At 41.2% G+C, this 22,821-nt stretch carries 22 protein-coding genes and 1 riboswitch; of the genes, 13 read left to right on the top strand and 9 right to left on the bottom strand.

The window, feature by feature from the left end; translation table 11 throughout:
• Positions 1-118 precede the first annotated feature (118 nt).
• Positions 119-763: an OB-fold-containig protein gene (locus AB4140_RS13255; protein ID WP_102475978.1), complete on the top strand. Its 645-nt coding sequence runs from the start codon at positions 119-121 to the stop codon at positions 761-763.
• A gap of 88 nt (positions 764-851) precedes the next feature.
• Positions 852-2,630 (top strand): flotillin family protein, encoded by a 1,779-nt coding sequence (locus tag AB4140_RS13250; protein ID WP_102520418.1) that lies wholly within the window; start codon positions 852-854, stop codon positions 2,628-2,630.
• A gap of 109 nt (positions 2,631-2,739) precedes the next feature.
• Here AB4140_RS13250 and AB4140_RS13245 read toward each other — a convergent pair whose 3' ends face one another.
• Positions 2,740-3,210, bottom strand: a complete 471-nt coding sequence (locus AB4140_RS13245) for a hypothetical protein (protein ID WP_372001270.1) — start codon at positions 3,208-3,210, stop codon at positions 2,740-2,742.
• A gap of 373 nt (positions 3,211-3,583) precedes the next feature.
• On the opposite strand from AB4140_RS13245, the gene AB4140_RS13240 reads away from it, so the two are divergent.
• Positions 3,584-5,311 carry a diguanylate cyclase gene (locus tag AB4140_RS13240; protein ID WP_102439360.1) on the top strand — a complete coding sequence of 576 codons (1,728 nt, stop codon included), beginning with the start codon at positions 3,584-3,586 and terminating at the stop codon, positions 5,309-5,311.
• 31 nt (positions 5,312-5,342) lie between these two features.
• Here the strand turns inward: AB4140_RS13240 and AB4140_RS13235 are convergent, their stop codons facing one another.
• The gene (locus AB4140_RS13235) at positions 5,343-6,023 is read right to left on the bottom strand and encodes a type 1 glutamine amidotransferase (RefSeq protein ID WP_372001267.1); all 681 of its coding nucleotides are present in this window, start codon (positions 6,021-6,023) and stop codon (positions 5,343-5,345) included.
• On the bottom strand, positions 6,023-6,760 hold the full coding sequence (locus tag AB4140_RS13230; RefSeq protein WP_372001265.1) for a hypothetical protein: 738 nt from the start codon (positions 6,758-6,760) through the stop codon (positions 6,023-6,025). Before AB4140_RS13230 ends, AB4140_RS13235 begins: the two co-directional genes overlap by 1 nt.
• A gap of 349 nt (positions 6,761-7,109) precedes the next feature.
• Between AB4140_RS13230 and AB4140_RS13225 the strand changes: the two genes are divergently transcribed.
• Together AB4140_RS13225 and AB4140_RS13220 are read left to right on the top strand one after the other, a co-directional pair.
• Positions 7,110-8,630, top strand: coding sequence for a flavocytochrome c (locus tag AB4140_RS13225; protein WP_102439370.1), 1,521 nt, complete (start codon positions 7,110-7,112; stop codon positions 8,628-8,630).
• 28 nt (positions 8,631-8,658) lie between these two features.
• A complete protein-coding gene (locus AB4140_RS13220) occupies positions 8,659-9,012 on the top strand; it encodes a cytochrome c3 family protein (protein ID WP_372001263.1) in 354 nt (117 codons plus the stop codon).
• Between the two features lie 102 nt (positions 9,013-9,114).
• Here AB4140_RS13220 and AB4140_RS13215 read toward each other — a convergent pair whose 3' ends face one another.
• Positions 9,115-9,981: a LysR family transcriptional regulator gene (locus AB4140_RS13215; RefSeq protein ID WP_372001261.1), complete on the bottom strand. Its 867-nt coding sequence runs from the start codon at positions 9,979-9,981 to the stop codon at positions 9,115-9,117.
• Between the two features lie 121 nt (positions 9,982-10,102).
• On the opposite strand from AB4140_RS13215, the gene AB4140_RS13210 reads away from it, so the two are divergent.
• Positions 10,103-10,744, top strand: coding sequence for a TetR/AcrR family transcriptional regulator (locus tag AB4140_RS13210; protein WP_102439372.1), 642 nt, complete (start codon positions 10,103-10,105; stop codon positions 10,742-10,744).
• 100 nt (positions 10,745-10,844) lie between these two features.
• Here the strand turns inward: AB4140_RS13210 and gorA are convergent, their stop codons facing one another.
• The 3 genes from gorA to AB4140_RS13195 all read right to left on the bottom strand — a co-directional run bounded on the left by gorA (position 10,845) and on the right by AB4140_RS13195 (position 13,789).
• Complete coding sequence (gene gorA, locus AB4140_RS13205) at positions 10,845-12,200, bottom strand: glutathione-disulfide reductase (RefSeq protein ID WP_102439373.1); 1,356 nt, start codon at positions 12,198-12,200, stop codon at positions 10,845-10,847.
• 188 nt (positions 12,201-12,388) lie between these two features.
• Entirely contained in the window at positions 12,389-12,943 is a 555-nt protein-coding gene (locus AB4140_RS13200) for a hypothetical protein (RefSeq protein ID WP_372001259.1), read from the bottom strand.
• A 123-nt stretch (positions 12,944-13,066) separates the two neighbouring features.
• Entirely contained in the window at positions 13,067-13,789 is a 723-nt protein-coding gene (locus AB4140_RS13195; protein WP_372001257.1) for a hypothetical protein, read from the bottom strand.
• A gap of 342 nt (positions 13,790-14,131) precedes the next feature.
• On the opposite strand from AB4140_RS13195, the gene prlC reads away from it, so the two are divergent.
• From prlC to AB4140_RS13170, 5 genes are all read left to right on the top strand, one after another.
• Positions 14,132-16,171: an oligopeptidase A gene (gene prlC / locus AB4140_RS13190; RefSeq protein ID WP_102439376.1), complete on the top strand. Its 2,040-nt coding sequence runs from the start codon at positions 14,132-14,134 to the stop codon at positions 16,169-16,171.
• 162 nt (positions 16,172-16,333) lie between these two features.
• Positions 16,334-16,996 carry a flagellar brake protein gene (locus tag AB4140_RS13185; RefSeq protein ID WP_241904035.1) on the top strand — a complete coding sequence of 221 codons (663 nt, stop codon included), beginning with the start codon at positions 16,334-16,336 and terminating at the stop codon, positions 16,994-16,996.
• A 184-nt stretch (positions 16,997-17,180) separates the two neighbouring features.
• Positions 17,181-17,756 carry a DUF2975 domain-containing protein gene (locus tag AB4140_RS13180; RefSeq protein WP_102475968.1) on the top strand — a complete coding sequence of 192 codons (576 nt, stop codon included), beginning with the start codon at positions 17,181-17,183 and terminating at the stop codon, positions 17,754-17,756.
• Positions 17,756-17,965 (top strand): helix-turn-helix transcriptional regulator, encoded by a 210-nt coding sequence (locus AB4140_RS13175; protein WP_102439378.1) that lies wholly within the window; start codon positions 17,756-17,758, stop codon positions 17,963-17,965. Before AB4140_RS13180 ends, AB4140_RS13175 begins: the two co-directional genes overlap by 1 nt.
• A 25-nt stretch (positions 17,966-17,990) precedes the next feature.
• Positions 17,991-18,851 carry an alpha/beta hydrolase gene (locus AB4140_RS13170; protein WP_372001255.1) on the top strand — a complete coding sequence of 287 codons (861 nt, stop codon included), beginning with the start codon at positions 17,991-17,993 and terminating at the stop codon, positions 18,849-18,851.
• A 91-nt stretch (positions 18,852-18,942) separates the two neighbouring features.
• Here AB4140_RS13170 and ribB read toward each other — a convergent pair whose 3' ends face one another.
• Positions 18,943-19,599, bottom strand: a complete 657-nt coding sequence (gene ribB, locus AB4140_RS13165) for a 3,4-dihydroxy-2-butanone-4-phosphate synthase (protein ID WP_303411445.1) — start codon at positions 19,597-19,599, stop codon at positions 18,943-18,945.
• Between the two features lie 90 nt (positions 19,600-19,689).
• Positions 19,690-19,879, bottom strand: a riboswitch (FMN riboswitch).
• Between the two features lie 201 nt (positions 19,880-20,080).
• Here ribB and AB4140_RS13160 point away from each other — a divergent pair.
• Both AB4140_RS13160 and AB4140_RS13155 read left to right on the top strand, forming a co-directional pair.
• Entirely contained in the window at positions 20,081-20,635 is a 555-nt protein-coding gene (locus tag AB4140_RS13160; RefSeq protein ID WP_102439381.1) for a thioesterase family protein, read from the top strand.
• A gap of 34 nt (positions 20,636-20,669) precedes the next feature.
• Positions 20,670-21,359: a DNA-3-methyladenine glycosylase I gene (locus AB4140_RS13155; protein ID WP_372001253.1), complete on the top strand. Its 690-nt coding sequence runs from the start codon at positions 20,670-20,672 to the stop codon at positions 21,357-21,359.
• On the opposite strand, the gene AB4140_RS13150 is transcribed toward AB4140_RS13155, so the two are convergent.
• Positions 21,356-21,976 (bottom strand): TetR/AcrR family transcriptional regulator, encoded by a 621-nt coding sequence (locus AB4140_RS13150; protein WP_303445863.1) that lies wholly within the window; start codon positions 21,974-21,976, stop codon positions 21,356-21,358. The genes AB4140_RS13155 and AB4140_RS13150 overlap by 4 nt on opposite strands.
• Positions 21,977-22,821: the final 845 nt, after the last annotated feature.

Here is a 22,821-nt window from a genome sequence, read left to right as displayed (position 1 = left end):
GTTAATCTTGAATTTTGGAGAGTTAATAGTGTTTTAATGCAAAACGACTTTAAACCCTCATTTAACACCATCTATTCGCTATTTAGATGCTTGGTGTTTGCTGTAAAGGAATACAGTTATGCTCGAATTTTTATTAATCAATGCCAATACACCCTATGCGATAGCATTGACTTTAGTGCTGACCCTAGCTGTTTTAGAGGGAGTTGGCTTAGTCATTGGTTTCAGTATTTCCAGCCTGTTAGATCACATATCCCCAATCGATTTAGATTTTGATGCAGGCATTGATGTTGCTCAAACAGGGTTAACGCCGTTACTGGGTTGGCTTTGCCTTAATAAGTTGCCATTACTTATTTGGTTAGTGCTGTTGTTAACCAGCTTTACGCTCCTAGGCTACAGTTTAAATTTCTTGAGCTACGTTTATGCTGGCCACTTAACCTCCCCAATAATCAGTACGCCTATAGTGCTGATCGCGAGTCTTTTTAGTACCTCAATACTTGGGCGACCTTTGGCAAGAATTCTCCCTAAAAATGAGTCACTAGCGGTATCTACAGACAGTTTTAGTGGTCTGTCAGCCAAAATTACAGTCGGCACCGCCAAACTAAATAGTCCTGCAGAAGCGGTACTGGTAGATCAACATTCTCAGAAACATTATGTGATGGTGGCGCCAGAATTCGCAGAAGAAAGCTTTAGTCAAAATGAACAGGTCGTATTGCTACGTAAGTCTGGCAGTATTTGGCTAGTCGCTAGGCTTGAGCCGTTTTAAGAAATAAGTTTCAACACTGAAATATCAATAAGCTTCAAAAATTAAATCACGGATAGAACCATCATTTGTAATTATTAAAGGAATAGAAATGGACGCCCTAGAAATATCTTCAAGTTCAAATACCATGTTTATCTTAATCATGGCCGGTATAGCAGTCCTTGCTTTTATCACCATCGGATTAATCTTCGCTAAATTATACATTCGCGCCTCAAAAGAAATTGCCTTTGTACGTACCGGTTTTGGTGGCGAAAAAGTCGTAAAAGACGGCGGTACTATTTGCCTACCTGTGTTGCATGAAACCATTCCAGTCAATATGAATACCTTACGTATTGAAGTCGAGAAAACCCAAAAAGATGCGTTGATCACCAAAGACAGAATGCGAGTGGACGTTAAAGCAGATTTTTATTTGCGTGTGGCCCCAAGCCAAGAAGGCATTTCTATGGCAGCGCAAACGCTGGGTACAAGAACCATGCGTGTGGAAGAGCTTAAGAAGCTAATGGAGTCCAAATTCGTTGATGTACTACGCGCCGTTGCTGCTGAAATGACCATGACCGAAATGCATGAACAACGAACTGATTTTGTGCAAAAAGTACAACAAAGTGTTGCTAATGATCTAGAGAAAAATGGTTTAGAACTGGAGTCAGTATCACTAACAGGATTTGACCAAACTGACCTGCAATTCTTTAATGAAAATAATGCCTTTGATGCTGAAGGCCGCGCAAGACTGGCTAAAATCATTGAAGAAAAACGTAAAGAAACCAATGATATTGAACAAGAAAACCGCGTAAAAATCCAGCGCAGAAACTTAGAAGCTGAGCGCCAATCTCTAGAAATTAAAAAAGAAGAAGAGGAAGCACGCCTAAACCAAGAGCAAATAATTGCTTTTAAACGTGCGGATCAAAAAGCTGAAATTGCCAAAACCCGTGAGAGTAATGAGCGTGAAGAGCGTGAAGCTGAAATTGCAAAAGAACAAGCCATTGAAGCCGCTGAAATTGAGAAATCAAAAGACATTGAAACTCGTCAGATTGATAAGAAAAGGACGCTTGCTCAGGCACAAATTCAACAACAACGCGACATTGAAGTGTCTGAACAAGAAAAACAAATTGCAGTCGCAGTGAAGTCAGAAGAAGAGTCGGCAGCAAGAGCCAAAGCTGCAGGTGCTGAAAAAGACAAAGTGGAAAAAGAAGAAGCGGTTATTACTGCAAGACAGGTTGCTGAAGCAAACCGTCGTAAAGAAATTGAAGTGATTGACGCTAAGAAAGAAGCTGAGCGAGAAGCTGTCGGGGTGACAGTTCAAGCTGCGGCAGAGAAACAAGCTGCTGAAGATAGAGCCATTGCGATATTAACTGATGCAAGGGCAGATTCAGATTCAAAGAAACTGCGAGCCGAAGCAGATGAAAAAGTGTTTGCGGTAGAAGCTGCTGGTAAACAAGCTTTGTATGAAGCTGAAAACACCTTGAAAGATGAGCAAATTGAGCTGCAAAAAGCCCTCGCGATATTAAAAGTACTGCCTGAAATCGTGGCTAATGCCGTTAAACCTTTAGAAAATATAGATGGTATTAAGATTCTTCAAGGCTACCATGGTGCTGGGCCTGGTAACGATGCTAGCGTAGCAACAGGAACGTCAGGTATGGCGGAGCAAATTACCTCGGCAGCGCTTAATTATCGTGCCAATGCACCACTGGTAGACTCAATGCTGCAAGAGCTTGGGTTGGTAGACTCAAAATCTGGCACGTTAAATGACTTAGTGAGTGGTGAAAACTTCTTAACTGATACAACTCGCAGCGCAATTAAGCAAAGTAATATGCCTCCAGTAACAGCAAATGGTAGTAAAAATTCAGAGGCTTTAGCGCCGAAGGCTAATTAACTGTACTAGCTCAGACTTGGGCTCGCATCTAAACCTAAAAAAGAGGATTAATAATCCTCTTTTTTGTTTTCTCTTGAGTATATTGAACACTGAAATTACAGCAAATTATTTAGCTTCCAGCTTTGCCAGCTTCTAAAATTGGCATTCCCGCTTCGGTAGGAATATAAATCCGCTCGCCACTGCCGTCTTGTAAGCCTTTTATCCAGATATAACGTAAGTAAGCTTCATTATCTTTTAATGATTCACCAATGATCTTGTTGGCTTCTGCTGCAGCCTTGGCAAGTTCGATATCAGCTGCGTCCTCAGATTTTGCTCGAACAATTAGCGCCTTACCTTCTGCTTCGGCAAGTGTGACTCTCGCTTTAGCTTGCATTAAAGCTGCTTGTTCTCTGGCTTTGGATTCTTCAATAAGGATCTGTTTTGACCATTGGGCTTCTTTTAACGCTGCCTGTCCATTGAGTTCCATTTTGTAGACGTTGTATTTTGGCCAAGCCCACAAGGCTAAGATCAATATGATGACCCCTGTGAAGGTCATAAATACTAGAGTTCCTAATGCGATAGCTTGTTTATTCTGGTACATGTTCTATGTGTCCTTACTTTTATTATTGTTATGAAGAGTAATCAACTGGCAACTGAGCCGTACTCATCTAAAATAGCTTTTTATATTATTCCATTATAATTCAGTATTTTGTTGGTAGTTAGCTTAGCGTAATAGATAATAGAAAGTGAAGATCTACCGCAAATTTTGTTTGGGATGAGCTTGTTGTAATAGTCTGGTTTGTGAGCGTTTTATTTAACTGTTAATTTTTGAGCAGGCTAACGTTTCATGGTGGCATAGAGCGTAGAGTTAACTGATTAGGAATAAAACCATTATTAGAGCTTAACAAAGTAAAAGGTTTCCGCTACGAAATATATAATTAGCAGCTACAATTAAATTTAATAACACGTATGTTATGCGGAATAAAAATAAATTTAAAGGACTAAATTTTATCAATAATATAGCAAGAATTACCGCACTTTTTGTTTGTTTTCTTATCTCACTTGCCGTTGGTACGGTAAGTGCTAGCCCTTATGTTACGTTAGATGAACGCGATAAAATTGAAATTGTTGAGGAAAATCTCTGGTATAAAACTTCGCCCCTGATTTCAGATCCTCGATTTACCGATCTAGTGCTCTTATATGCCGATGCCAAGCAAGTGACTTCTACCTTGGGAGGAAACGGGGCTTTTGTGGCAAGGATACCACTAGCCAATAGTCGTGATATTCAGCACACTCGGTTTGTGAATTTATATACAAATTACTTAGACATAGGGACTGCATATTGGCAGTCAGAGCAAGGTGAAGTTGTTGCTTTAGCAAGCTTTGGGCAAATAACTGGTACAAACCCTAAATTAGCTCATTCACAAACCTTCTCACTGATGTTGAGTCAACAAGAGCGTGGTGTACTGTGGATTTTTATACAAGCCAAAAAATTCGCCACACCGGTAGACGTTAATATTTATAGTAAAGCGGCTTTCTATAACAAACAATTTATTACCAATAGCATTAATACTATGGCTTTCTCGGTGATGATTACACTCGCTTTAATTGCATGTTTTATCTATTTCAGAACCCGATATTTAGTGACCTTAGCCTGCGCCGGATATGTTGGTTTTCATGGTTTAGGTTGGCTTGTTGCCTCTGGAAGTTTCGGGCAGCTGTTTAGTGTCAGCGCTTTTAACCCTGTTTATATTGGCATCATGATATTTCCGTTTGCTATCGCTTCTGCAAGTCAATTTACTAAGCTACTGTTTAATTGCCCTCAGGAGCATAGTAAATTCGCAAAGCTATTTAATTTATTATCAATAGTCAGCGTTACTCTTGGCTTATTGATGCCTTTTCTATCCTTTAATAACAGCTTCTTAATATCCCATATTATTGCAGCTGTATGGATCCCAATAAGTATCGGGACAGGCATCTTTATGCTCACCACTTTGGATTTTAAAGCCAAATATTATTTAATAGGTAACCTGTTATATGGCTTGTCTCTGTTTGCTTATGTTTTATCTCATGCCCTAAAACTTGATTGGAATATCTCTACAGAATTGATTGTGCAAGTTGCATTAACAATTGATTGTATTTGTATTTTGTTATCATTGACTGAATGGTTGCAAATAAAACAGAAGGACTATCATCGCAGTTATACTATTTCTCGGATAGACCCATTAACAAAAATAGGCAATCGCTATGCTCAAAATGAAAAGCTCGCCAAGCTAACTGGGGGCTATTGTCTAACATTTATTGATCTTGATGGTTTTAAAGAGATTAACGATACATTTGGCCATGATGAAGGCGATAAATTATTAATTTCCACAGTCGATCTTATTCAACAAAAACTTCAAGGTTTGGGAACTATTTTCAGATCTGGAGGTGATGAGTTTATTTTGGTGGCTGAAATTACAAATCTTCAACAAACAGCTTCAGTGATTTCGCAATTGTCAGTAGCACTGCTCAAAACAGAGCAGGAATTACAGCGAACTAGGTGGAAGAATATAGGTTTAAGTTTTGGTATTGCCACAAGCTTTGAAACAGCAAATCAATCAGAGTGCTTATCACTAGCGGATCAACGAATGTATAAACACAAACAGGAAAAGAAAAAAGATAAGCCACTAATACCCAACATTACTATTAGCCAGTGCTAGTATCGTTAATGAAGAATCTAGCGACAAAATCTTAGTGGTCATTAGGCTTAAACATTGAGTCCAATAATGACATAAACCACAGCGCTAATTGCTGCTGCAATAGCGGCTTAGTTTCTGTATCGAATGGGCAATCATCTTTAAAGTGTTCAATTAAGGCGTGTATTTGTAGCTCATGCCACTCGGGATGAAACTGCAGCCCTAATTGACGCTGGTGGCGAAAGGCTTGCTGGTGACATAGTACTGAACTGGCTTCAATACTGACTTGTTTCATAGGCTTGTTTTCTTGGGCTTGCTGATTAAAATCAAACCCATAAAAATGCCATTGAGGCACCATTAGTGTTTCAGCGACTAATCCGTTTGATAACAGCTTAACCTCATGCCAGCCGAGTTCGGGCTGTTCTAATTTATACAGGCTGGCTCCCAGGGCTGTGGCTAATAGTTGCGCCCCTAAGCAAATGGCTAAAATCGGCATATCAATGTCGATAGCATCCTTTATTAATTCAAGCTCGGCCTGCATCCACGCCGGGTTGTCTGTCACATCCGTAGGCCCGCCTAAAATAATTAGCCCATCAAAATTAGTTAACTTAGGCAGCGCGCCTAAAGGCGCCATAAAACAGGTGAGCTGATGGCCGTGACTGTTACACCAGTCTTGAATACGCCCCGGGCCTTCAGCGCTGTGGTGTTGGATCACTGCCAGTGATAATGCGGCCATTACTGTAATTCATCAGTTTCAAGATAGACCTCAATAACATCATCTTGATGTAATTCTTGCCGATTAGTTTGTGCATTTAGCGAGGTTGTGATCTCAGTGACTGACGGATGTATTGATGCTGTTGTTACCGCTATTTTAGATATATCAGATAAGTCATGGCTGGTTACCCGCAATAAATGGTCGGCTTCAGGCCTACTTTCTAAGCGTTTAATTAAAAACTGGTTGGGGCTAGTGGGGCTTGCAGCAATATTAAGATAATCAGTAATGCTGGATTTTGGTTGGCCTTGTTGCATATCTAAGGTCGAAAACAACATGATTTTATCAATCATAATGGCTTGCTCGAAGAATTGACTGACACCACCACGTTCAAAGTGGCCTTCAACCACGTCAATGGTTAACTGAGGTAACGCATTATCGATGGTGGGTTTTAGCGTCATCAAATCAAATGGCTGCGGCACAATAGTCCATAGTTGTTGCGGCTGGGTTGCCTGCTGTTGCAGCCGTTTTTTTACTGCGTTATCAACTTGAATGTCGACAAAGTGAAACTGCATGATCATCTGCACGTTGTGGGGTTGGTGGTACATGGGTAAGTGTGAGGCAAACAGGCCATCTTCACCGCCAAATAACGTCATACCGTGGATGCCATAAAGGGATGATGGTTGCTCAGTAGCTTGTGCTGGATTGAATAGACTGACTAATAGCGTAATGATGGCGAGAATAAAATGAGGTTTGAACATGTTGGGCTCCTATCTGTGTTTATCAGATGGGGCCGTCCCCTTATGGTATCAATTGTGGCTTGTGCGCAATTGCTGAGGTCGTCCTCAAAGACAATGTTACCTAAAAACAATTAGTATTAACAGCTTGGTTACAAGCTGCCCAGTTCAGTACGCTGTGAAATAAAGGTTATGTTTTTTGGAACTCATTCCAAAATGATTTACTCATTACATTTTTCCTGAAAACTCTACCTACAATTGATTAGTGACATAAAAGTAACCACTTTCGACATAATTTAACATTGGTTCCCATTTTGGAATCGATTCCAGTTCTATTATATCGGTGTCAATCAAAACAAAAGGGTGATGACCGATGACTAAAATAGACTTATTGGGACGCCGTAAATTTATCACGGGTTTAGGCGTAGCAGCTGGCGCGGCAATGGTTGCTCCTGCGATGGCAGTATCAGAAAAAGCTGCAGGTGTTAAGTGGGATGAAGAATTTGAAATTGTGATTATTGGTTCGGGCTTTGCCGGATTAGCAGCAGCAATCGAAGCGAAAAAGCTTGGCGCCAAAGATGTGCATATTTTTGAAAAGATGTCCTACTTTGGTGGTAACTCCGCCATTAATGGCGGTCTGTTTGCTGCGCCGGGAACGCCAATGCAGCAACAAGAAGGCGTTGACGATTCAGTTGAGCGCATGGTGGCCGATCAAATGAAAGCAGGTCGTGGTATTGCAGATGAAGCCTTGTTACGTCATGTAGCAGAGCATGCTGTTGAAGCACTGCAAATGACCTTAGATGCAGGTTCTGAATATCATCCTTATTTACAACAACTTGGTGGTCACTCAGTAGCTCGTACTTATCAAACAACCGTAAGTTGCGGCGCGGGGATCACTCAGCCATTACTTAAAAAATGCCGCGAGTTAGGTGTTAACACCCACAACCGTTCGAAGTTTGAAGGCTTCTTAGTCGGTGAAAAAGGTGAAGTATTAGGCGTTAAAATGCGTCAAAACTATCACTTTGAAGAAGACCAACCAGGCAAAGTGATTAATGTGAGAGCGAAACGTGGGGTGATCATGGCCACTGGTGGTTTTGCTCAAAATGTTAATTTACGTATGGCGCAAGATCCAACACTTACTGCTGAAGTGGGTTGTACCAACGCACCCGGCGCAACAGGTGAAGGCATGTACGAAATGTTCCGCTTAGGCGCGGTGCCAGTTCATTTAGCTCATATTCAATCTGGCCCATGGGCATCTCCTGATGAAGGGGGTTTTGGCTATGTGTCTAACTACTCAATTTATAATTTCCCACATTCAATGGCGGTAAACCGCTTAACCGGTAAGCGTTTCATGAATGAAATTGCGGACCGTAAAACACGCGCCGATGCTGAGTTAAGTTGTCGTGACGAGCAAGGTAATCCATATCCTCCATTGCTGATCACCAGCTATAAGGATTCTAAAAAGCATCCAAATACCAAGAAGGTGATTAAGTATAACGTCGGTTGGAAGTTTGAGTCGGTTGATGAATTAGCGACCCATTTCAATGTGCCACTTAAAGCACTCAAAGCGCAGATTAAAGAATATAATCAATATGTTAAATCTGGTGAGGATAAGCAGTTTGGTAAGAACATGACCAAGGCTGCTGGTAAGTACATTGAAGCACCATTTACCGTGGTGCGTTTATGGCCAAAAGTGCATTACTGCCAAGGTGGAGTGCAAATTACTACTAAAGCTGAAGTGAAAGACAGTTTCACAGGACAAGCGATAACAGGTTTATTTGCTGCAGGTGAAGTGTGTGGTGGGATCCATGGGGTCAGCCGTTTAGGAAGTTGTTCGATACCTGAATGTATGGTGATGGGTATGACTGCCGCTCGTAGCATGATGAATGCTTAACATAGCAAGTAAACAAGAGGAATTATTGATGAAAACATTAAAGATTATGCTTGCACTGGCTATGCTTAGTTTCGCCAGCTTATCAGCTCAAGCAGTAGAAATACGTGACTACCATAAAGACGTTATCGGTAAAGATTGTAAAGCGTGCCATGACCAAGGCATGAAGCAATTTCCATCTGATGAATCGTGTCTATCTTGCCACAATGTTGATGACTTAGCGGAGCAAACAGCCCGTAGTGAAGAAGATAAGTGGCAGAACCCACACAATAATCTTCATTATGGCAAAGAGTTACCTTGCCAAGAGTGTCACAGTGAGCATAAAGCGAAAAAGCCTATGTGCAGTAATTGTCATACTTTTGAGTACGATAAGCATAAAGAGTAAGTGTAGAGTTATTTTTTACCCCAAACAAAAGGAGCGTTTATCGCTCCTTTTTTATGTTTTTATTTCGGTAGCAGGTGTTTAAAAAGACGTTTTAAGAGAGGGTTAAACCTTTGCAGATGCCAGTGATACGACATTGGCTTTGATCAAGTTGACTAATTGCTCCGTGATAGGGCTTTGAGTTTCTGGATTAACGTATACAGACTCATTAAATACCGGCAATGGCGGTAAACCGTGTTCAATGGGATCCAATATTTGCATCTTATCGTTAATGCGAAATTCAGCAATAGGGGCAATGGCTAAGTCATTTTCCACCGCCATGCACAGCGCATTAGGTGAGGGTGAAGACAGCAATACATTGATTGGTCGCATCGATAATTGATGATTAGCAAAAACTTGCGCTCGAATTGGGCAGTTTTCAGGATACAGCGCCATTGGAATGGTACTGTGCAAATGGGCATTGCCATTTTTAGCTGCGACCCAATGAAATTGGCGTTCAAATAACAACTCACCATTAACGGGAGCCTGCCAGTGGGTGGCCACAATCACATCAAATTCACCCTGTTGCAGCCGCTTATATAAGTTGCCGCTAACATCGGTATCGATCACTAATTCAATGCGGGTAAATTCACGAATAAATTCTAATAAACAACTATTTAAATAACGTTTAATGTAATCAGTTGGGACGCCAAAGCGAATAGTTTGTTTGTTGGAATTATCTTTAAGTTCATCCAATATTTGTGAATTGAGTTGGATCATCTTATAGGCGTAATTAAGTAGGGTTTCACCGGATTCAGTCAGTGACACCCCTTTGTTATCTCTAAGTAGCAAAGTTTGACCGACACTTTCTTCAAGCTTTTTGATTTGTAGGCTTAAAGCTGATTGGGTGCGGCAAATTTTTTCTGCAGCTTTAGATAAATTGCCACACTCGGCAACCGCAATAAAACTTTCTAACAATTCAACTTTTAACATTGGCTATTACAATTGTTCATAGTGGTATTAGTATTACTCAGTATAGGGTTTCCTTAAAGCTTGTTATTGTTTGAATGTGAAGTTGAAACAATAAATTTACATAAAGTATACCGAGGTCAGGATGAGCAGTTGGGATCAGCGGGGAGACTATTTAGTTGAGGTTTCTCAAAGGTGCTTAAAAGGACATAAAATCTTTGATTTATGCCGTTCTCACTTGGTGAAAGCAAGTCAAATATCCAAAGGGACAATCTACAATCACTTCACCACTGAGGCTGATTTGATAGTGGCAGTTGGCTGTGCCCAGTTCGAGCAGTGGTTAGCGCAAATTGAGTCAGATACAGCAATGTACCCCGATCCCTATCAACGTTTTATTTTCCATCACTGCCAGCGTTTGTTTAGTATTTTATCTGAGCAACATTTTGTCATTGAGCGGGTTCTGCCCAATGAAACTCTACTGAATAATTGCAGCGATTATTATCGTCAACGTTATGAGAAATTGACCGCTGAGTCTTATCGCTGGAATGAAAATACCATACGTGAAATAGGTGAAGTGGCAGGCTTTGACCGGGTTGAGTTGGTGATGAATTACTTACGCGGCGCAGTAATTAATATCGATGATGGCCATAAGCAACATGATGACCCTAAGCTGTATCATCAATTTAGTTATGCGTTAACGCAATTGCTAGGTCACTCAGCAAAACGTATCCCCACAGAAAAAGATTTTAAAAGCTGGCTGAAAACCAAAGTGCATACTGCACATTAAGCTGTCAAAAATAAGCGATTTTGATTTTGTAGTTAAAAAAAGCGATAAAAAAGCGAGAAATGACTTCTCGCTTTGCTTTAAATCATTATTTAACGATGACTTATCTCATGGTAACAAACTCTTCAGCACCAGTTGGATGAATCGCTACCACGGCGTCAAAGTCAGCTTTAGTTGCGCCCATTTTCATGGCTACGCCGAAACCTTGTAAGATTTCATCCATACCAAAACCGATACCGTGAATCCCCACAACCACTTCCGTGTCGCCAGCGCAAATCAGCTTCATTTTACAAGCTTGACGATGGGCGGTAACCGCTGTGTACATAGAGGTAAAGCCTGAGCTGTATACCTTAACGTTGGCTTCACCATATTGCTCAATAGCTTCTGGTTCAGTTAAGCCCATAGTGCCAATTGGCGGGTGGCTGAATACCACGGTAGGAATAACCGAGTAATCCATTTTGGCATCTGTCATGCCGTTAAATAGACGCTCTGATAATAAGCGCCCAGCTTTAACTGCAACTGGCGTCAGTTCAACACCGCCTTCCATGATGTCACCAACACAATAAATACCTTTTGCGGTGGTATTCTGCTGTGCATCGGTAACCACGTAACCTTTAGGGTTTAGGGTGACATCAGTATTTTCTAGACCAATGTTGCCAGTTGATGGGCTGCGACCAATGGCCCAAATTAAGCAATCAATCGTGAGTGACTCACCGTTTTCAAGCTCTAACGTTAAGCTGCCATCAGTATTTTTAGTCACTGATTTTGGAATACTATGAGTGTGAAGTTTAGGGCCATCAGTTGCCATTGCTTCAACTAAGGTTTCAATTAAAATAGGGTCGAAATTACGTAGCGGGGCGTGTTTGCGCACTAATAAATGGGTTTCGCTGCCAAGGGCGTGTAATACACCAGCAACTTCTACCGCAATGTAACCAGCACCAACAACAGCAACGCGTTTAGGTTGTTCACGTAAAGCAAAGAAACCGTCAGAGTCAATACCGTATTCAGCACCAGGAATGTTAGGAATAGTCGGCGCGCCGCCAGTGGCAATAGTAATATGGTCAGCGGTGTATTGCTCGCCGTTCACTTCAATAGTGTTACTGTTAATGAAGCGACCGTAACCATTTACTAAGGTGACTTTATTGTTAGCAAAGCCGCGCCCATAGGCATCGTGAATACGGCTAATATATGCTTCGCGATTATCAACTAAGGTATTCCAGTCAAACTTATTTACCGTAACATCAAAACCATAATCTTTTGCATATAGGTTCATGGCTTCAGCGACATGAGCACCGTACCACATGACTTTTTTAGGTACACAACCCACATTTACACAGGTACCGCCAACATGCTTGGCTTCAATTACTAATACCTTGGCGCCGCGCTGTGCGGCACGGTTTGCTGAAGCGATACCGCCACTACCTGCGCCTAGGCAGATATAGTCAAAATGTTGAGCCATGTTAACCCTCTCTAATTGTATTTTTACAGCTTGTTATTTGGAGGTTTTTACCTCGAACAAGTGGTTTCTTAGGATAAGAATATTTCATTTGCAGCCATTGTAGGGCGGAATTCAGCCACAAGCTAGTCTCCTAGGCCGCTTAAGTCGGGAATTGGTTTTACGGTGGCTAAAAAGTTTTTATGGTTTGTTTAGCGCCGATACTGACATTGGGAGTATTGCTCTTGGCTTGGGCCTGAGGTTGAGCATTGCAAGCAATCCCACTCAGTTTGTCGATGAGATAGCTCAGTTTCAACATGTTCTGAGTAGTGCCTTTTTAATTGCACCCTCAGTTGTTTAATCCGATTACCTAGCCAGCGACAACTGGGGTCGTTAGCGGTCTTTTTTGCTAGTCTGAGCGGTTTATTTTTGCTGGTGGCTTTTTTATTGTTTGCGGTGCTTGTATCACGCTTTACTGCTTGCTGAGTAGACGACGGTTCTAGCAGCATCTCATCAGCAGAATAGTCCAGCGCTGATTGTGTGGCGGGTAGCTCGATTGCTTGACCTTGATGATCAAGTATCACATTCATCGGCAATGACTTCATTGATAGTGATGCTTGGTTGGGTTGCTTGTTCTCGCTGGCCGGTTTACTGACTAATTGCTCAAATTCGTTGGCCTGAGGTGAGTCAATGGTCATAAATAATGGCGCTATTTGGCTAATTATAAACACAAAAATAAGCGGGAAAATCCCTTTCAATATGGTCATAAGCATTCCTTTGCTTCAAGTGAGTCATGGTTCACCCGCTTAGCTTAGAATATGCGGTAGACTTTCGCCATAAATCTATGGCGTTTTTTACGCTATTTTTATAAAGGTTTAGAAACTAAAGGTTTAGAAACTAAAGCTTAAATTAACCCCTGCATAAGTTTGATCTAAACTGCCCGTGACGCCTTCATTGCGGGCTTGCTGCTTAATATCTTCCATTGCAATCGAGTGACTAACATGGGCGCTAATAGCAATTTCTGAGCTGATTTCATAACCCGCTTCAACTCCGAACTGAAAATGATTGGCACCATCGTTGTCTTGGCTGGCATAGCGAAAATCAAATCCTTGAGTCACATAGGGCGTAACAGAGAAACGTTCACTGATTTGCCAGGGGCTATGTAAACTCAGTTCAACAAAATAACCACTGGCCTCGGTGGCAAAGGTATAAGCCAGTGAAGGAATTAACCAAGGCACGCCGATATAGGCAATTTCAGCAAATAATTCATTATCGTTTGCGCGCTCATCACCATAAAACTCAAGCCGTTGGTAGCCGATTAAGGTTTCTAAGTCATCATGGAGCTGCAAACTATATTCAACACCAAAGTTCCATTCAGTGTAATGAACACTGTCACCACGGCCAACAACTGCATAAGTGGTTAGATTGCCCGTTTCTATGGCTGCGCCAGCCCAATAGATGCCGCCATCTTCAAGGTTATTACGCCCTTCTGAGATGTATTTTGAGTCCCAACCTAAATCAACTGCGACAGCAACATCACTGGCATTCGCTGCTGACATAAAAGGGGAAATACTCAATAGGGATACAGCTAACAATGACAATGTTGGTTTCATATTTAGTATCAGACTCAAAAGGAATTAATTTTTAATGAGAATACATTAACTTTCTCAAATAAAAATGATAACGAGTACGATTTGTGATCAGCTTGTCGAATATTTGTTTATAAAAAGTGGCTGACTGAGGTTGAGATCTTATTCACAGTTATTGTGTTGGCTTTCAGTTAGTGAGTGATAATTGCGCTGCTGGCATTTAGTTAATGCACTTAGGGGTTAACAATGGTTGGTCACTATGATGCTTTTATCCTGCTTATGATGATTGCTTACCCTTGAAATTCGCCACTTTAACCCCTATTAACAATGAAGGTGATATTGAATCGACTTCCCGAGGAATCAAAGATGAGCAACCCATTGCTAAGTGACACTGAACTGCCGCAGTTTTCGAAAATCAAAGCGGAGCATATCCAGCCAGCAGTTGAGCAGGCTATTGCAACTTGTCGAAGTAAAATTGAACAAGTGCTAAGCAATAACTCTGTTTACACTTGGGAAAACTTAATTGCCCCCCTTGAAGAAGTGGACGATCAATTAAGCAAAATTTGGTCGCCAGTATCACACATGAACTCAGTGGTTAGCACTGATGAATGGCGCGAAGCGCACGATGCATGCTTACCGTTATTATCTGAATATGGCACTTTTGTGGGTCAGCACCAAGGGTTATACCAAGCTTATAAATCATTGCAACAATCTGACGGTTTTGCAAAGCTTACTACCCCGCAGCAAACCTTACTGACCCATAGTTTACGTGACTTTGAGTTATCGGGTATTGGCTTAAATGATGAGCAAAAACTGCGCTATGGCGAAATAGTAAAACGCCTATCAGAGCTTACCAGTAATTTTTCAAATCAACTGCTTGATGCAACCCAAGCATGGACTAAGCTGATTACCGATGACACTGAATTAGCGGGTTTACCTGATTCAGCTATTGCGGCAGCTAAAGCAATGGCAGAGGCCAAAGAGCTACAAGGCTGGTTATTTACGCTAGATTTCCCTTCATATTTACCGGTAATGACCTACAGCGAAAATCGTCAATTACGTGAAGAATGCTATCGCGCATTTGTCACCCGCGCATCGGATCAAGGCCCCAATGCAGGCGAATTTGATAACAGTGCCAATATGGACGAAATCTTGGCGTTGCGTCATGAGTTAGCCCAGCTATTGGGTTTTGACAGCTATGCTGATAAATCTTTAGCAACTAAAATGGCCAATGATCCTAGCCAAGTATTGTCATTTTTAAATGAATTAGCCCTACGCTCAAAAGATCAAGCCAAAGCTGAACTTGCTGAGTTAAAAGCTTTCGCTAAAGAGCATTATGATGTGACTGAAATGGCATCGTGGGATTTAAGTTTCTACGCAGAAAAATTACAGCACCACAAGTACGAAGTTTCTCAAGAACTACTACGTCCATATTTTCCTGAAAACACAGTGCTATCAGGCTTGTTCTACACAGTGTCACGCCTGTTTGGCTTAACCATTGAAGAGCAACATGAGTTTGATAAGTGGCATGATGATGTGCGTTTCTTCCACATTTATGATGCTGATAAAGTCCATCGTGGCAGTTTCTACCTAGATTTATATGCTCGCAGCGGCAAACGCGGCGGCGCTTGGATGGATGACTGTCGTGGTCGCCGCGTTACATCCACAGGTTTGCAAAAGCCTGTGGCCTATTTAACCTGTAACTTTAATGGCCCAGTGGACGGTAAACCTGCTTTATTCACCCATGATGAAGTGACCACCTTATTCCATGAATTTGGTCATGGTATTCACCATATGCTGACTCAAATTGAAGTGGGCGGCGTATCAGGAATCGATGGTGTGCCTTGGGATGCGGTAGAGCTGCCAAGTCAGTTTATGGAAAACTGGTGCTGGCAAGAAGAGGCATTAGCGAAAATTTCAGGTCATTTTGAAACCGGCGAGCCATTACCAAAAGCTTTATTGGATAAAATGCTGGCAGCAAAGAACTTTCAATCTGGGATGATGATGTTACGCCAACTTGAGTTCTCATTGTTTGATTTTAGAATGCACCATGAGTTTGATGCAGCTAAAGGCGCAGATATTCAGGGGATTTTAGATGAAGTTCGTAGCCAAGTTGCAGTGAATGTTCCACCTGCATTTAATCGTTTTCAACATGGTTTTGCGCACATTTTTGCTGGTGGTTATGCCGCGGGTTACTACAGCTATAAATGGGCTGAAGTATTATCGGCAGATGCGTTTTCTCGTTTTGAAGACGAAGGTATTTTTAACCCTGAAACCGGTAAAAGCTTCTTAAATAACATCTTAGAAATGGGTGGCAGTGAAGAGCCAATGACCTTATTTGTACGCTTTATGGGTCGTGAACCTAATACCGATGCACTATTGCGTCATTCAGGTATAAACGCCTAGTGAGTTAAGCTTGCGAGAGTTATGACTATTTCAAGGGTGTCTTAGGGCACCTTTTTATTATTTAAAGATCACACAGTTTCATTTTAAGTCACTAAATATGCTTAATTTATTGTTGTGAATGCACTAGAATGTTGCTGATAAAAATTAGAATGGAATCGTATTTTGACCGCACAAGTTGAACAAATATTTTTTAGTTTAATGCCAGGTAATTTGGTTGATCTACAAATAAACTCCCCGGTTAAATTTAGAACTAAAGCCACGTTAGTGGGCTACGAGATTGGTAAGTATATTATTCTCAAACATCCAGCTCCGCTTCAGATGAATAACCATCAAGATGTTTTTGCTCATGGTAATGGTGTGGTCGTGCGTTATTTGTTGGAAGGCCAGCAAGGTGAGTGTTTTGCATTTAAAACCACCATTAGAAACATCACTAAATTTCCTGAAAAATTCATATTTCTCACCTATCCCAAAGAAATTGAGAATCGTCAATTACGCACCCATCAACGCTTTGTGACCCATTTACCGTCTTCAATACAGGCAAGAGAAGACAGTGAAGGTAAGCTCGGCTCTGAACTCAAAGGGATTATTGCTGATATTTCTGCCAAGGGATGTGGCTTCTTGTTTAAGACCGACAATGAAAACCTAAAAGTTAACGAGAAAGACATTTTCGTTAATATTCGCAACGCCAATGACACGAATATCACCATACCAGCCAAAGTATGTAATAGCCGTTTTGAAAATGGCAAAGTCAATGTAGGTATTAAGTTTGAAGATAATGATCCGAAAATTAAACAGCTTTTAAACCAGTTATTTATCGACTTGTAAGCATGATTTAGAGTTCATCTAATTGGCCGACATATTACTGTCGGTTTTTTTATGACTGCAGCTTATAAATCAATTTTTATCATTATCTAATCAACAGAGGTAATTATCGTTTAACGGTAATTAGTTGCTGTTAATTATTAATTCTGTTAACGTTTAATTAACTTTAGCCGACCCTAAATTAATCATGGATAGAATAGTTTTACTTAGTAAATGGATTAAATTACTTATTATATTTTTAGCCTTGCTACAAATCAGTAGTTATGGCGCCACTATGGTATTTGGTGAGTTTCGAGAAGGCGAATACGTAATGACGATCGACTGGTGGGGCTGGTTTAACAGTTACCTGGCTGTCGACTTTGGTGCGCCGTGGAAAATCCTAGCCGAGACACTTTATGCTGAAGGTTTTCATGCTGGAGTGATATTAGGTAGCGTCGAAATTTTACCCTACTTACTTATTTATACTTTTCTATATCAGTTATTTGACCTTTATCAGCAAGGCTTAGTGTTCACAAAAAACAACTTCCGTTGCTTACGTCATATCGCGCTGGTATTTGTTTGGTGGATTGTATTGAGCCTGTTTTACCCGATGATTGTGGCTTCTGTACTGCACTTTAGCGGTCTCAGTAGTGCAGTGCCGATTTACTTTAGCCTTGGTAGTTATGAACTTAAGTTTGCCTTGTTCGGGCTAGTTTTTTATTGCATCGCATGGGTGATGAAGCATGCGACTGAATTACAACAAGAGGCAGATCTGACAATTTAATGGCCATAATTATTGAACTCGATGTGATGTTGGCAAAACGGAAAATGAAGTCAACTGAACTGGCTGAACTCGTTGGGATTACGCCACAAAATCTATCGGTGCTGAGAAGTGGCCGCGCTAAAGCTATCCGGTTTTCGACGTTAGATGCGATTTGCCAGCATTTAGCGTGTTCACCGGGTGATATTTTACTGTATCAGGATGAAACCTAGACCGTTTTTTATAAAGGAAGATGAGATGAAAAGTTTGATTAAAAATATATTCTCTGGGGCCGTAGTTGGCTGCATGATATTGATGACAACCGCTTGTACCATAAGGATCAGTGAAGATACGTTTATTGTTAGTGATGAGCAACCAGCCGCCTATAAAACTGATTTTGTTGATCAATTACAGCAAGTCATGCCTAACAATACCATTACGCCAGTGAGTATTGATGCCAGCGAACAAGTCAGGTTGAAAGGCTTTTACATCGATAACCCTAAAAGTGATACGACCTTGATATTTTTCCAAGGTAACGGCATGAAAATTGAGCCTGACAGTTTATCAATATTAACCAGACTATCAGAACTCAATACCGACATTTTCATTGTTGATCGTCGTGGATTAGGGGCCAGTGAAGGTCAGCCTAGAATTGAAAATTTAATCGCCGATGCACAGTTGCAACTTGACTATTTACACCAGCATTACCCAACAAATAAAGTCATTGTGCATGGTTATTCTCTAGGCAGTTTCATTGCTGCGCAATTAGTAAAAACCAATAGTGTCGACGCATTAGTATTACAAGGCTCAGCCACCAATGTTGATGATTGGATTGATGAGAAAACACCTTGGTATCTATTATTTACCCGTATCGAAATGCCTGAAGATTTCCGTAAAGCAGATAATGAGCAAGTGGTAGCGCAATACTACCAAGGCCCATTACTGGTCATTGGCGCAGAGAATGATGATCAAGTACCAGCAGAGTTGTCTGAAAAATTATTTGATGCGAGTCAGTCAGAGGTTAAAGCGTTAATTATGGTGCCAAATACTGGTCACCAAGGAATGCTAGATAACGCTCACGCGATGAGCCGCTATCAAGCGTTTGTGAATAACTTATAAAGCTGAAAATTAAAAAGAGACGTATATTCGTCTCTTTTTACAATTTTATTTATAACAGAGCTTTGAAATAGATGCTCTTTATAAACAAGCCTTAGGCTAATTTCAAATCATATTGCAAGCGATACATCACCATATCTTCAATGGTCAATACTGGCATATTGTGCTTTAAACCAAAGGCGACAATTTCAGGCGCTTTGGCCATAGTGCCGTCTTCGTTCGTTACTTCACACAAAACACCTGCAGGAGATAAACCGGCCATTTGCATTAAATCAACCGTGCCTTCAGTGTGACCACGGCGAGCCATAACGCCACCTGCACGCGCGCGCAGTGGAAATACATGTCCCGGACGAGCGAGGTCGCTGGCTTTCGCATTTACTGCTGTAGCCGTTTTTACTGTCGTTACTCGATCTTGAGCTGAAACGCCTGTAGTCACTCCTTCTTTAGCTTCAATTGAAACCGTAAAAGCAGTTTGGTTAGCACTGTTATTGTCTTGCACCATTGGCGGCAGTTCAAGTTTGTTGGCTTGCTCGTCCGTTAAACATAAACACACAATGCCGCTGCATTCGCGGATCATTAATGCCATTTGTTTTGCGGTTAAGTGCTCGGCTGAATAAATGATGTCACCTTCGTTTTCACGATCTTCATCATCGAGTAATAACACACCGTTACCTAATCGTAAGGCGGCTAAGGCTTTTTCAACACGTTCGATTGGATCACCAAATGGCGAAAGTAGTGTTAGCTGATTCATGGTTTACTCCTAAAAAAATACCAGAATCAGGGCTTTGAAGAGTGGCTTTACGCCAAACGAAATGCACCAGCATACCTAAGTAGTGGTGTTTTCTATTCTCTTTCATCCGGACTATAACCGTCGGCTCTGGACTGTTAGGCGTACTTCATGTGAAAACATGGCCTAAGTCACCAGATCTGCTGACCTCGAAAAATATCGAGCGCTCGCGGGCTCATCTTGGCGCATTTAGTCGCCTCGATTTACCGCCGGTGGGGAATTGCGCCCCGCCCTGAGAATTTAAATTGTGATGCTTAATAAAGTTAAGCGCGGCCATATTATGGCAAAAATGACTATAAAAAAAGGGCTTATGCTCACAGTCTTAGATATAAAATGTCATCAAGAGTGGGGCGTTTTAGGGGGTGACTGGATAATTTTGTGAACAAACTTGCTCGCTGGTATGACCTCTGATAGCCTTTGCCGCTGACAAAGGAGTTGTAGCCCCATGAATTTATATTTTCGTCTGTTTTGGTTGTTTGTCTGGCGTATTCGTCACTGTAATCACATCGATTTTTTAGGTACCAGTCGTATTTCATATCGCGCATTACCGCTCGATTGCGATATCAATATGCATCTTACTAATTCTCGCTATCCTGCCTTTTTAGATTTAGCTCGTACTTATATGATTGCTGAAATGGGTTTAATGAAGCGATTTTTAAAACTTAAATGGCTGCCCATTGTAAACGCATCTGAGTTTACCTTTATTAAAGATATTAAGCCGCTGGAGAAATTTGACATTGAAACCAAGATAGTTGGTTGGGATGAGAAATATTTCTATATTGAGCAGCGCTTTGTATCTAATCGTGGGGTTCATTGTATTGCCCATGTGCGTGGTGTGTTTGTTTGCAAAGGTAAGCAAGTGCCTATCAGTAAGTTAATTGCCGAAGCGGGCTACGACGGCGCTATGCCAGTAATGACTGCTGAAGTGGTTAAGTGGAAACAATTTCTGCAAGTAAAAAAAGATCAGAATATTGCCCCTAAGCTGAGTCAGGTAGCATAATAAGCGCTAGTCATTTATTTAACGGGGTTAGCTTGTGGCCAAATTAGAAAAATTCTGCGATATTTTTGACCGCGCCAGTGAGCGTAAAGGTGGCAGTAAGGCGTTAGCTCATTTATTGCCTCTGACCCTTGAAGCGGATGAGATTGGTCAATTTTCTGATGCACAACTTTTGTCTGCCATGAGCAAGCAAGTGTTTCAAAGTGGCTTTGTGTGGCGGGTGGTTGAGAATAAATGGCCTGCGTATGAAAAAGCCTTCTTTGATTTTGAACCGTTTAAAGTATTAATGCTGTCACCGGATCAAATTCAGCAGCGCGCCACTGACGCAACGCTTATTCGCCATCAAAAGAAAACCCAATCTATTGTTGATAATGCCTATATGGTGCAGCAAATTGCGGCTGAGCATGGCAGCTTTGCTGAGTTTATTGCTAATTGGCCATCGGAAGATATCACAGGACTTTGGCAAGTATTAAAAAAGAAAGGCAGTCGTTTAGGTGGCAATACTGGGCCGTATTTTTTACGTAATGTGGGTAAGGATACGTTTTTATTAACCACTGATGTGCAGTCATATCTCAAAGCCACTAAGGTGGTTGATGCCGGATTTACCTCGCAAACGGCATTGCGCCAATCCCAAGCTGCGTTTAATCAGTGGCAGCAAGAATCAGGGTTAACCCTTGCCGAAATTAGTCGTATCATTTCATTGAGTGTAGGCGATAACCGGGTTTAAGCAGGGGTGATTTGGTAGCGACTTAAAAACATTTTTGCGCTTTCATCGGCTAAATGCTGCCGTTGTTGATCATTTAACAGTGGGTTACAGGTTAAAATTTGCGGCCAAAAACATTGGCCTTTGATTAAATGCAGCAGTTGTTCATTGGCAAACATCGCATCTTCTATTTGAATCCTTCCATCTAAAGCTGCGGCTTTAATCCAGCGTAATATCGCCGTTTCATGCTGTTTCATTTTTTCAATTTCACGAACCATTTCTTCACTATTGTAAAATAAGTGCCCAATAGCGACGCGTGCCATATCAATATGCTCTCGAGAGTTCATAAATTGAATCTCGGTCAAAATGATGGCTGATAACTGCGAAAACAGCGCTTGTTGCGGCTGATATTGCCCTTGATTGCTGGCCATGGCTTCAAACCATAACTCACTTACAAGGTGCATGACTAAGGCTTCTTTAGTGGCGAAGTGATTGTAAACAGTGCGCTTAGACACTTGTGCCTCTTCTGCCAGTTTATCCATGCTGGTCGCCGCTACACCTAGTTTTTTGAACATCCGCTTGGCTGCGTCAACTATGGCCTCATGCTTTTGCTGGCTGAGGGTTTTCTTGGTTATTGTCATATCTGTTTACAAATCTTCGCTGGGAGTCGTGCAAGTATATTACACTGAGTAGTTTACTTTTCAACAATAAATCAATAAACTGCACCGTGTAGTTTACATTTGCTGTATGAATGTTGAACTGCTACATGCTATTAGTTCAGCCATTTATGGCAATGAGCATTATGATCATTTTAATAAAGCCGTCGTATTGGTTTCAAAGATTGGCAAAATATTTTAATGCCTCAATCAATAAGTAGACTATCTTTTTATTGATTGAAGCATTCCTGACCGTTTTAGTGTCGCAACAAGGTGGTAAAAAGCAGGTGAGCTCAGGTTCGTCGTAACCTCAGCTGAGTGCATTACCTCACCTTGGTATATTTGAGCGCTATATCAATTTATAGGCAAGTTGGGATCACTAAGGCTAAAAAATAAACTATTCTTTAATGGCGATGGTGCTTACCAATCTGCGCTAAAGAGATTTGTTAGCTTTGACGGGATATGTTTATTTTATCAGAAGGCTAGTGATCGTGGTCGAGTCAGCGTATGACAACTTACGCTGCTGTGGTTAAGCAGTATAAAGCATCCTGACAAGGCTCATGATGGTGGCGGGATATGCTGATTAACTCTGTATTCGTGCTACAAGTGCCACAATTAATATTGTAGGTAGGTATTTTTTCAGGATTTAATACTAGGCGCACACCTTTTTTGATTAGAATGTTGTATATTTACGCACTTTTAAAAGTGAGCCAGTTAACCTTTTTGTAACACTTTCGTGTGTATTTTTTGTTGTTGCTACAGCTAAGTCAACAAAGCGTATACAAAGTATCTAAGTTTATTATTTGTTTACAATTTATAATTTTTTAATT

Origin of the sequence: Shewanella sp. 10N.286.51.B2, from assembly GCF_041469265.1 — a bacterium.
Lineage (GTDB): Bacteria > Pseudomonadota > Gammaproteobacteria > Enterobacterales > Shewanellaceae > Shewanella.
Note: the sequence above shows the minus strand (reverse complement) of the source record. Positions and strands in the feature narration are given on the sequence as shown.

Bases quoted from the DNA above. Each gene is read 5' to 3' on its own strand.
- AB4140_RS13150 (WP_303445863.1), bottom strand. From the start codon at position 21,976: ATGACAATAACCAAGAAAACCCTCAGCCAGCAAAAGCATGAGGCCATA.
- AB4140_RS13255 (WP_102475978.1), top strand. From the start codon at position 119: ATGCTCGAATTTTTATTAATCAATGCCAATACACCCTATGCGATAGCA.
- AB4140_RS13230 (WP_372001265.1), bottom strand. From the start codon at position 6,760: ATGTTCAAACCTCATTTTATTCTCGCCATCATTACGCTATTAGTCAGT.
- AB4140_RS13160 (WP_102439381.1), top strand. From the start codon at position 20,081: ATGAATTTATATTTTCGTCTGTTTTGGTTGTTTGTCTGGCGTATTCGT.
- AB4140_RS13215 (WP_372001261.1), bottom strand. From the start codon at position 9,981: ATGTTAAAAGTTGAATTGTTAGAAAGTTTTATTGCGGTTGCCGAGTGT.
- AB4140_RS13195 (WP_372001257.1), bottom strand. From the start codon at position 13,789: ATGAAACCAACATTGTCATTGTTAGCTGTATCCCTATTGAGTATTTCC.
- prlC (WP_102439376.1), top strand. From the start codon at position 14,132: ATGAGCAACCCATTGCTAAGTGACACTGAACTGCCGCAGTTTTCGAAA.
- AB4140_RS13225 (WP_102439370.1), top strand. From the start codon at position 7,110: ATGACTAAAATAGACTTATTGGGACGCCGTAAATTTATCACGGGTTTA.
- AB4140_RS13210 (WP_102439372.1), top strand. From the start codon at position 10,103: ATGAGCAGTTGGGATCAGCGGGGAGACTATTTAGTTGAGGTTTCTCAA.
- AB4140_RS13250 (WP_102520418.1), top strand. From the start codon at position 852: ATGGACGCCCTAGAAATATCTTCAAGTTCAAATACCATGTTTATCTTA.
- ribB (WP_303411445.1), bottom strand. From the start codon at position 19,599: ATGAATCAGCTAACACTACTTTCGCCATTTGGTGATCCAATCGAACGT.
- AB4140_RS13220 (WP_372001263.1), top strand. From the start codon at position 8,659: ATGAAAACATTAAAGATTATGCTTGCACTGGCTATGCTTAGTTTCGCC.
- AB4140_RS13180 (WP_102475968.1), top strand. From the start codon at position 17,181: ATGGATAGAATAGTTTTACTTAGTAAATGGATTAAATTACTTATTATA.
- AB4140_RS13240 (WP_102439360.1), top strand. From the start codon at position 3,584: ATGCGGAATAAAAATAAATTTAAAGGACTAAATTTTATCAATAATATA.
- gorA (WP_102439373.1), bottom strand. From the start codon at position 12,200: ATGGCTCAACATTTTGACTATATCTGCCTAGGCGCAGGTAGTGGCGGT.
- AB4140_RS13200 (WP_372001259.1), bottom strand. From the start codon at position 12,943: ATGACCATATTGAAAGGGATTTTCCCGCTTATTTTTGTGTTTATAATT.
- AB4140_RS13235 (WP_372001267.1), bottom strand. From the start codon at position 6,023: ATGGCCGCATTATCACTGGCAGTGATCCAACACCACAGCGCTGAAGGC.
- AB4140_RS13245 (WP_372001270.1), bottom strand. From the start codon at position 3,210: ATGTACCAGAATAAACAAGCTATCGCATTAGGAACTCTAGTATTTATG.
- AB4140_RS13170 (WP_372001255.1), top strand. From the start codon at position 17,991: ATGAAAAGTTTGATTAAAAATATATTCTCTGGGGCCGTAGTTGGCTGC.
- AB4140_RS13175 (WP_102439378.1), top strand. From the start codon at position 17,756: ATGGCCATAATTATTGAACTCGATGTGATGTTGGCAAAACGGAAAATG.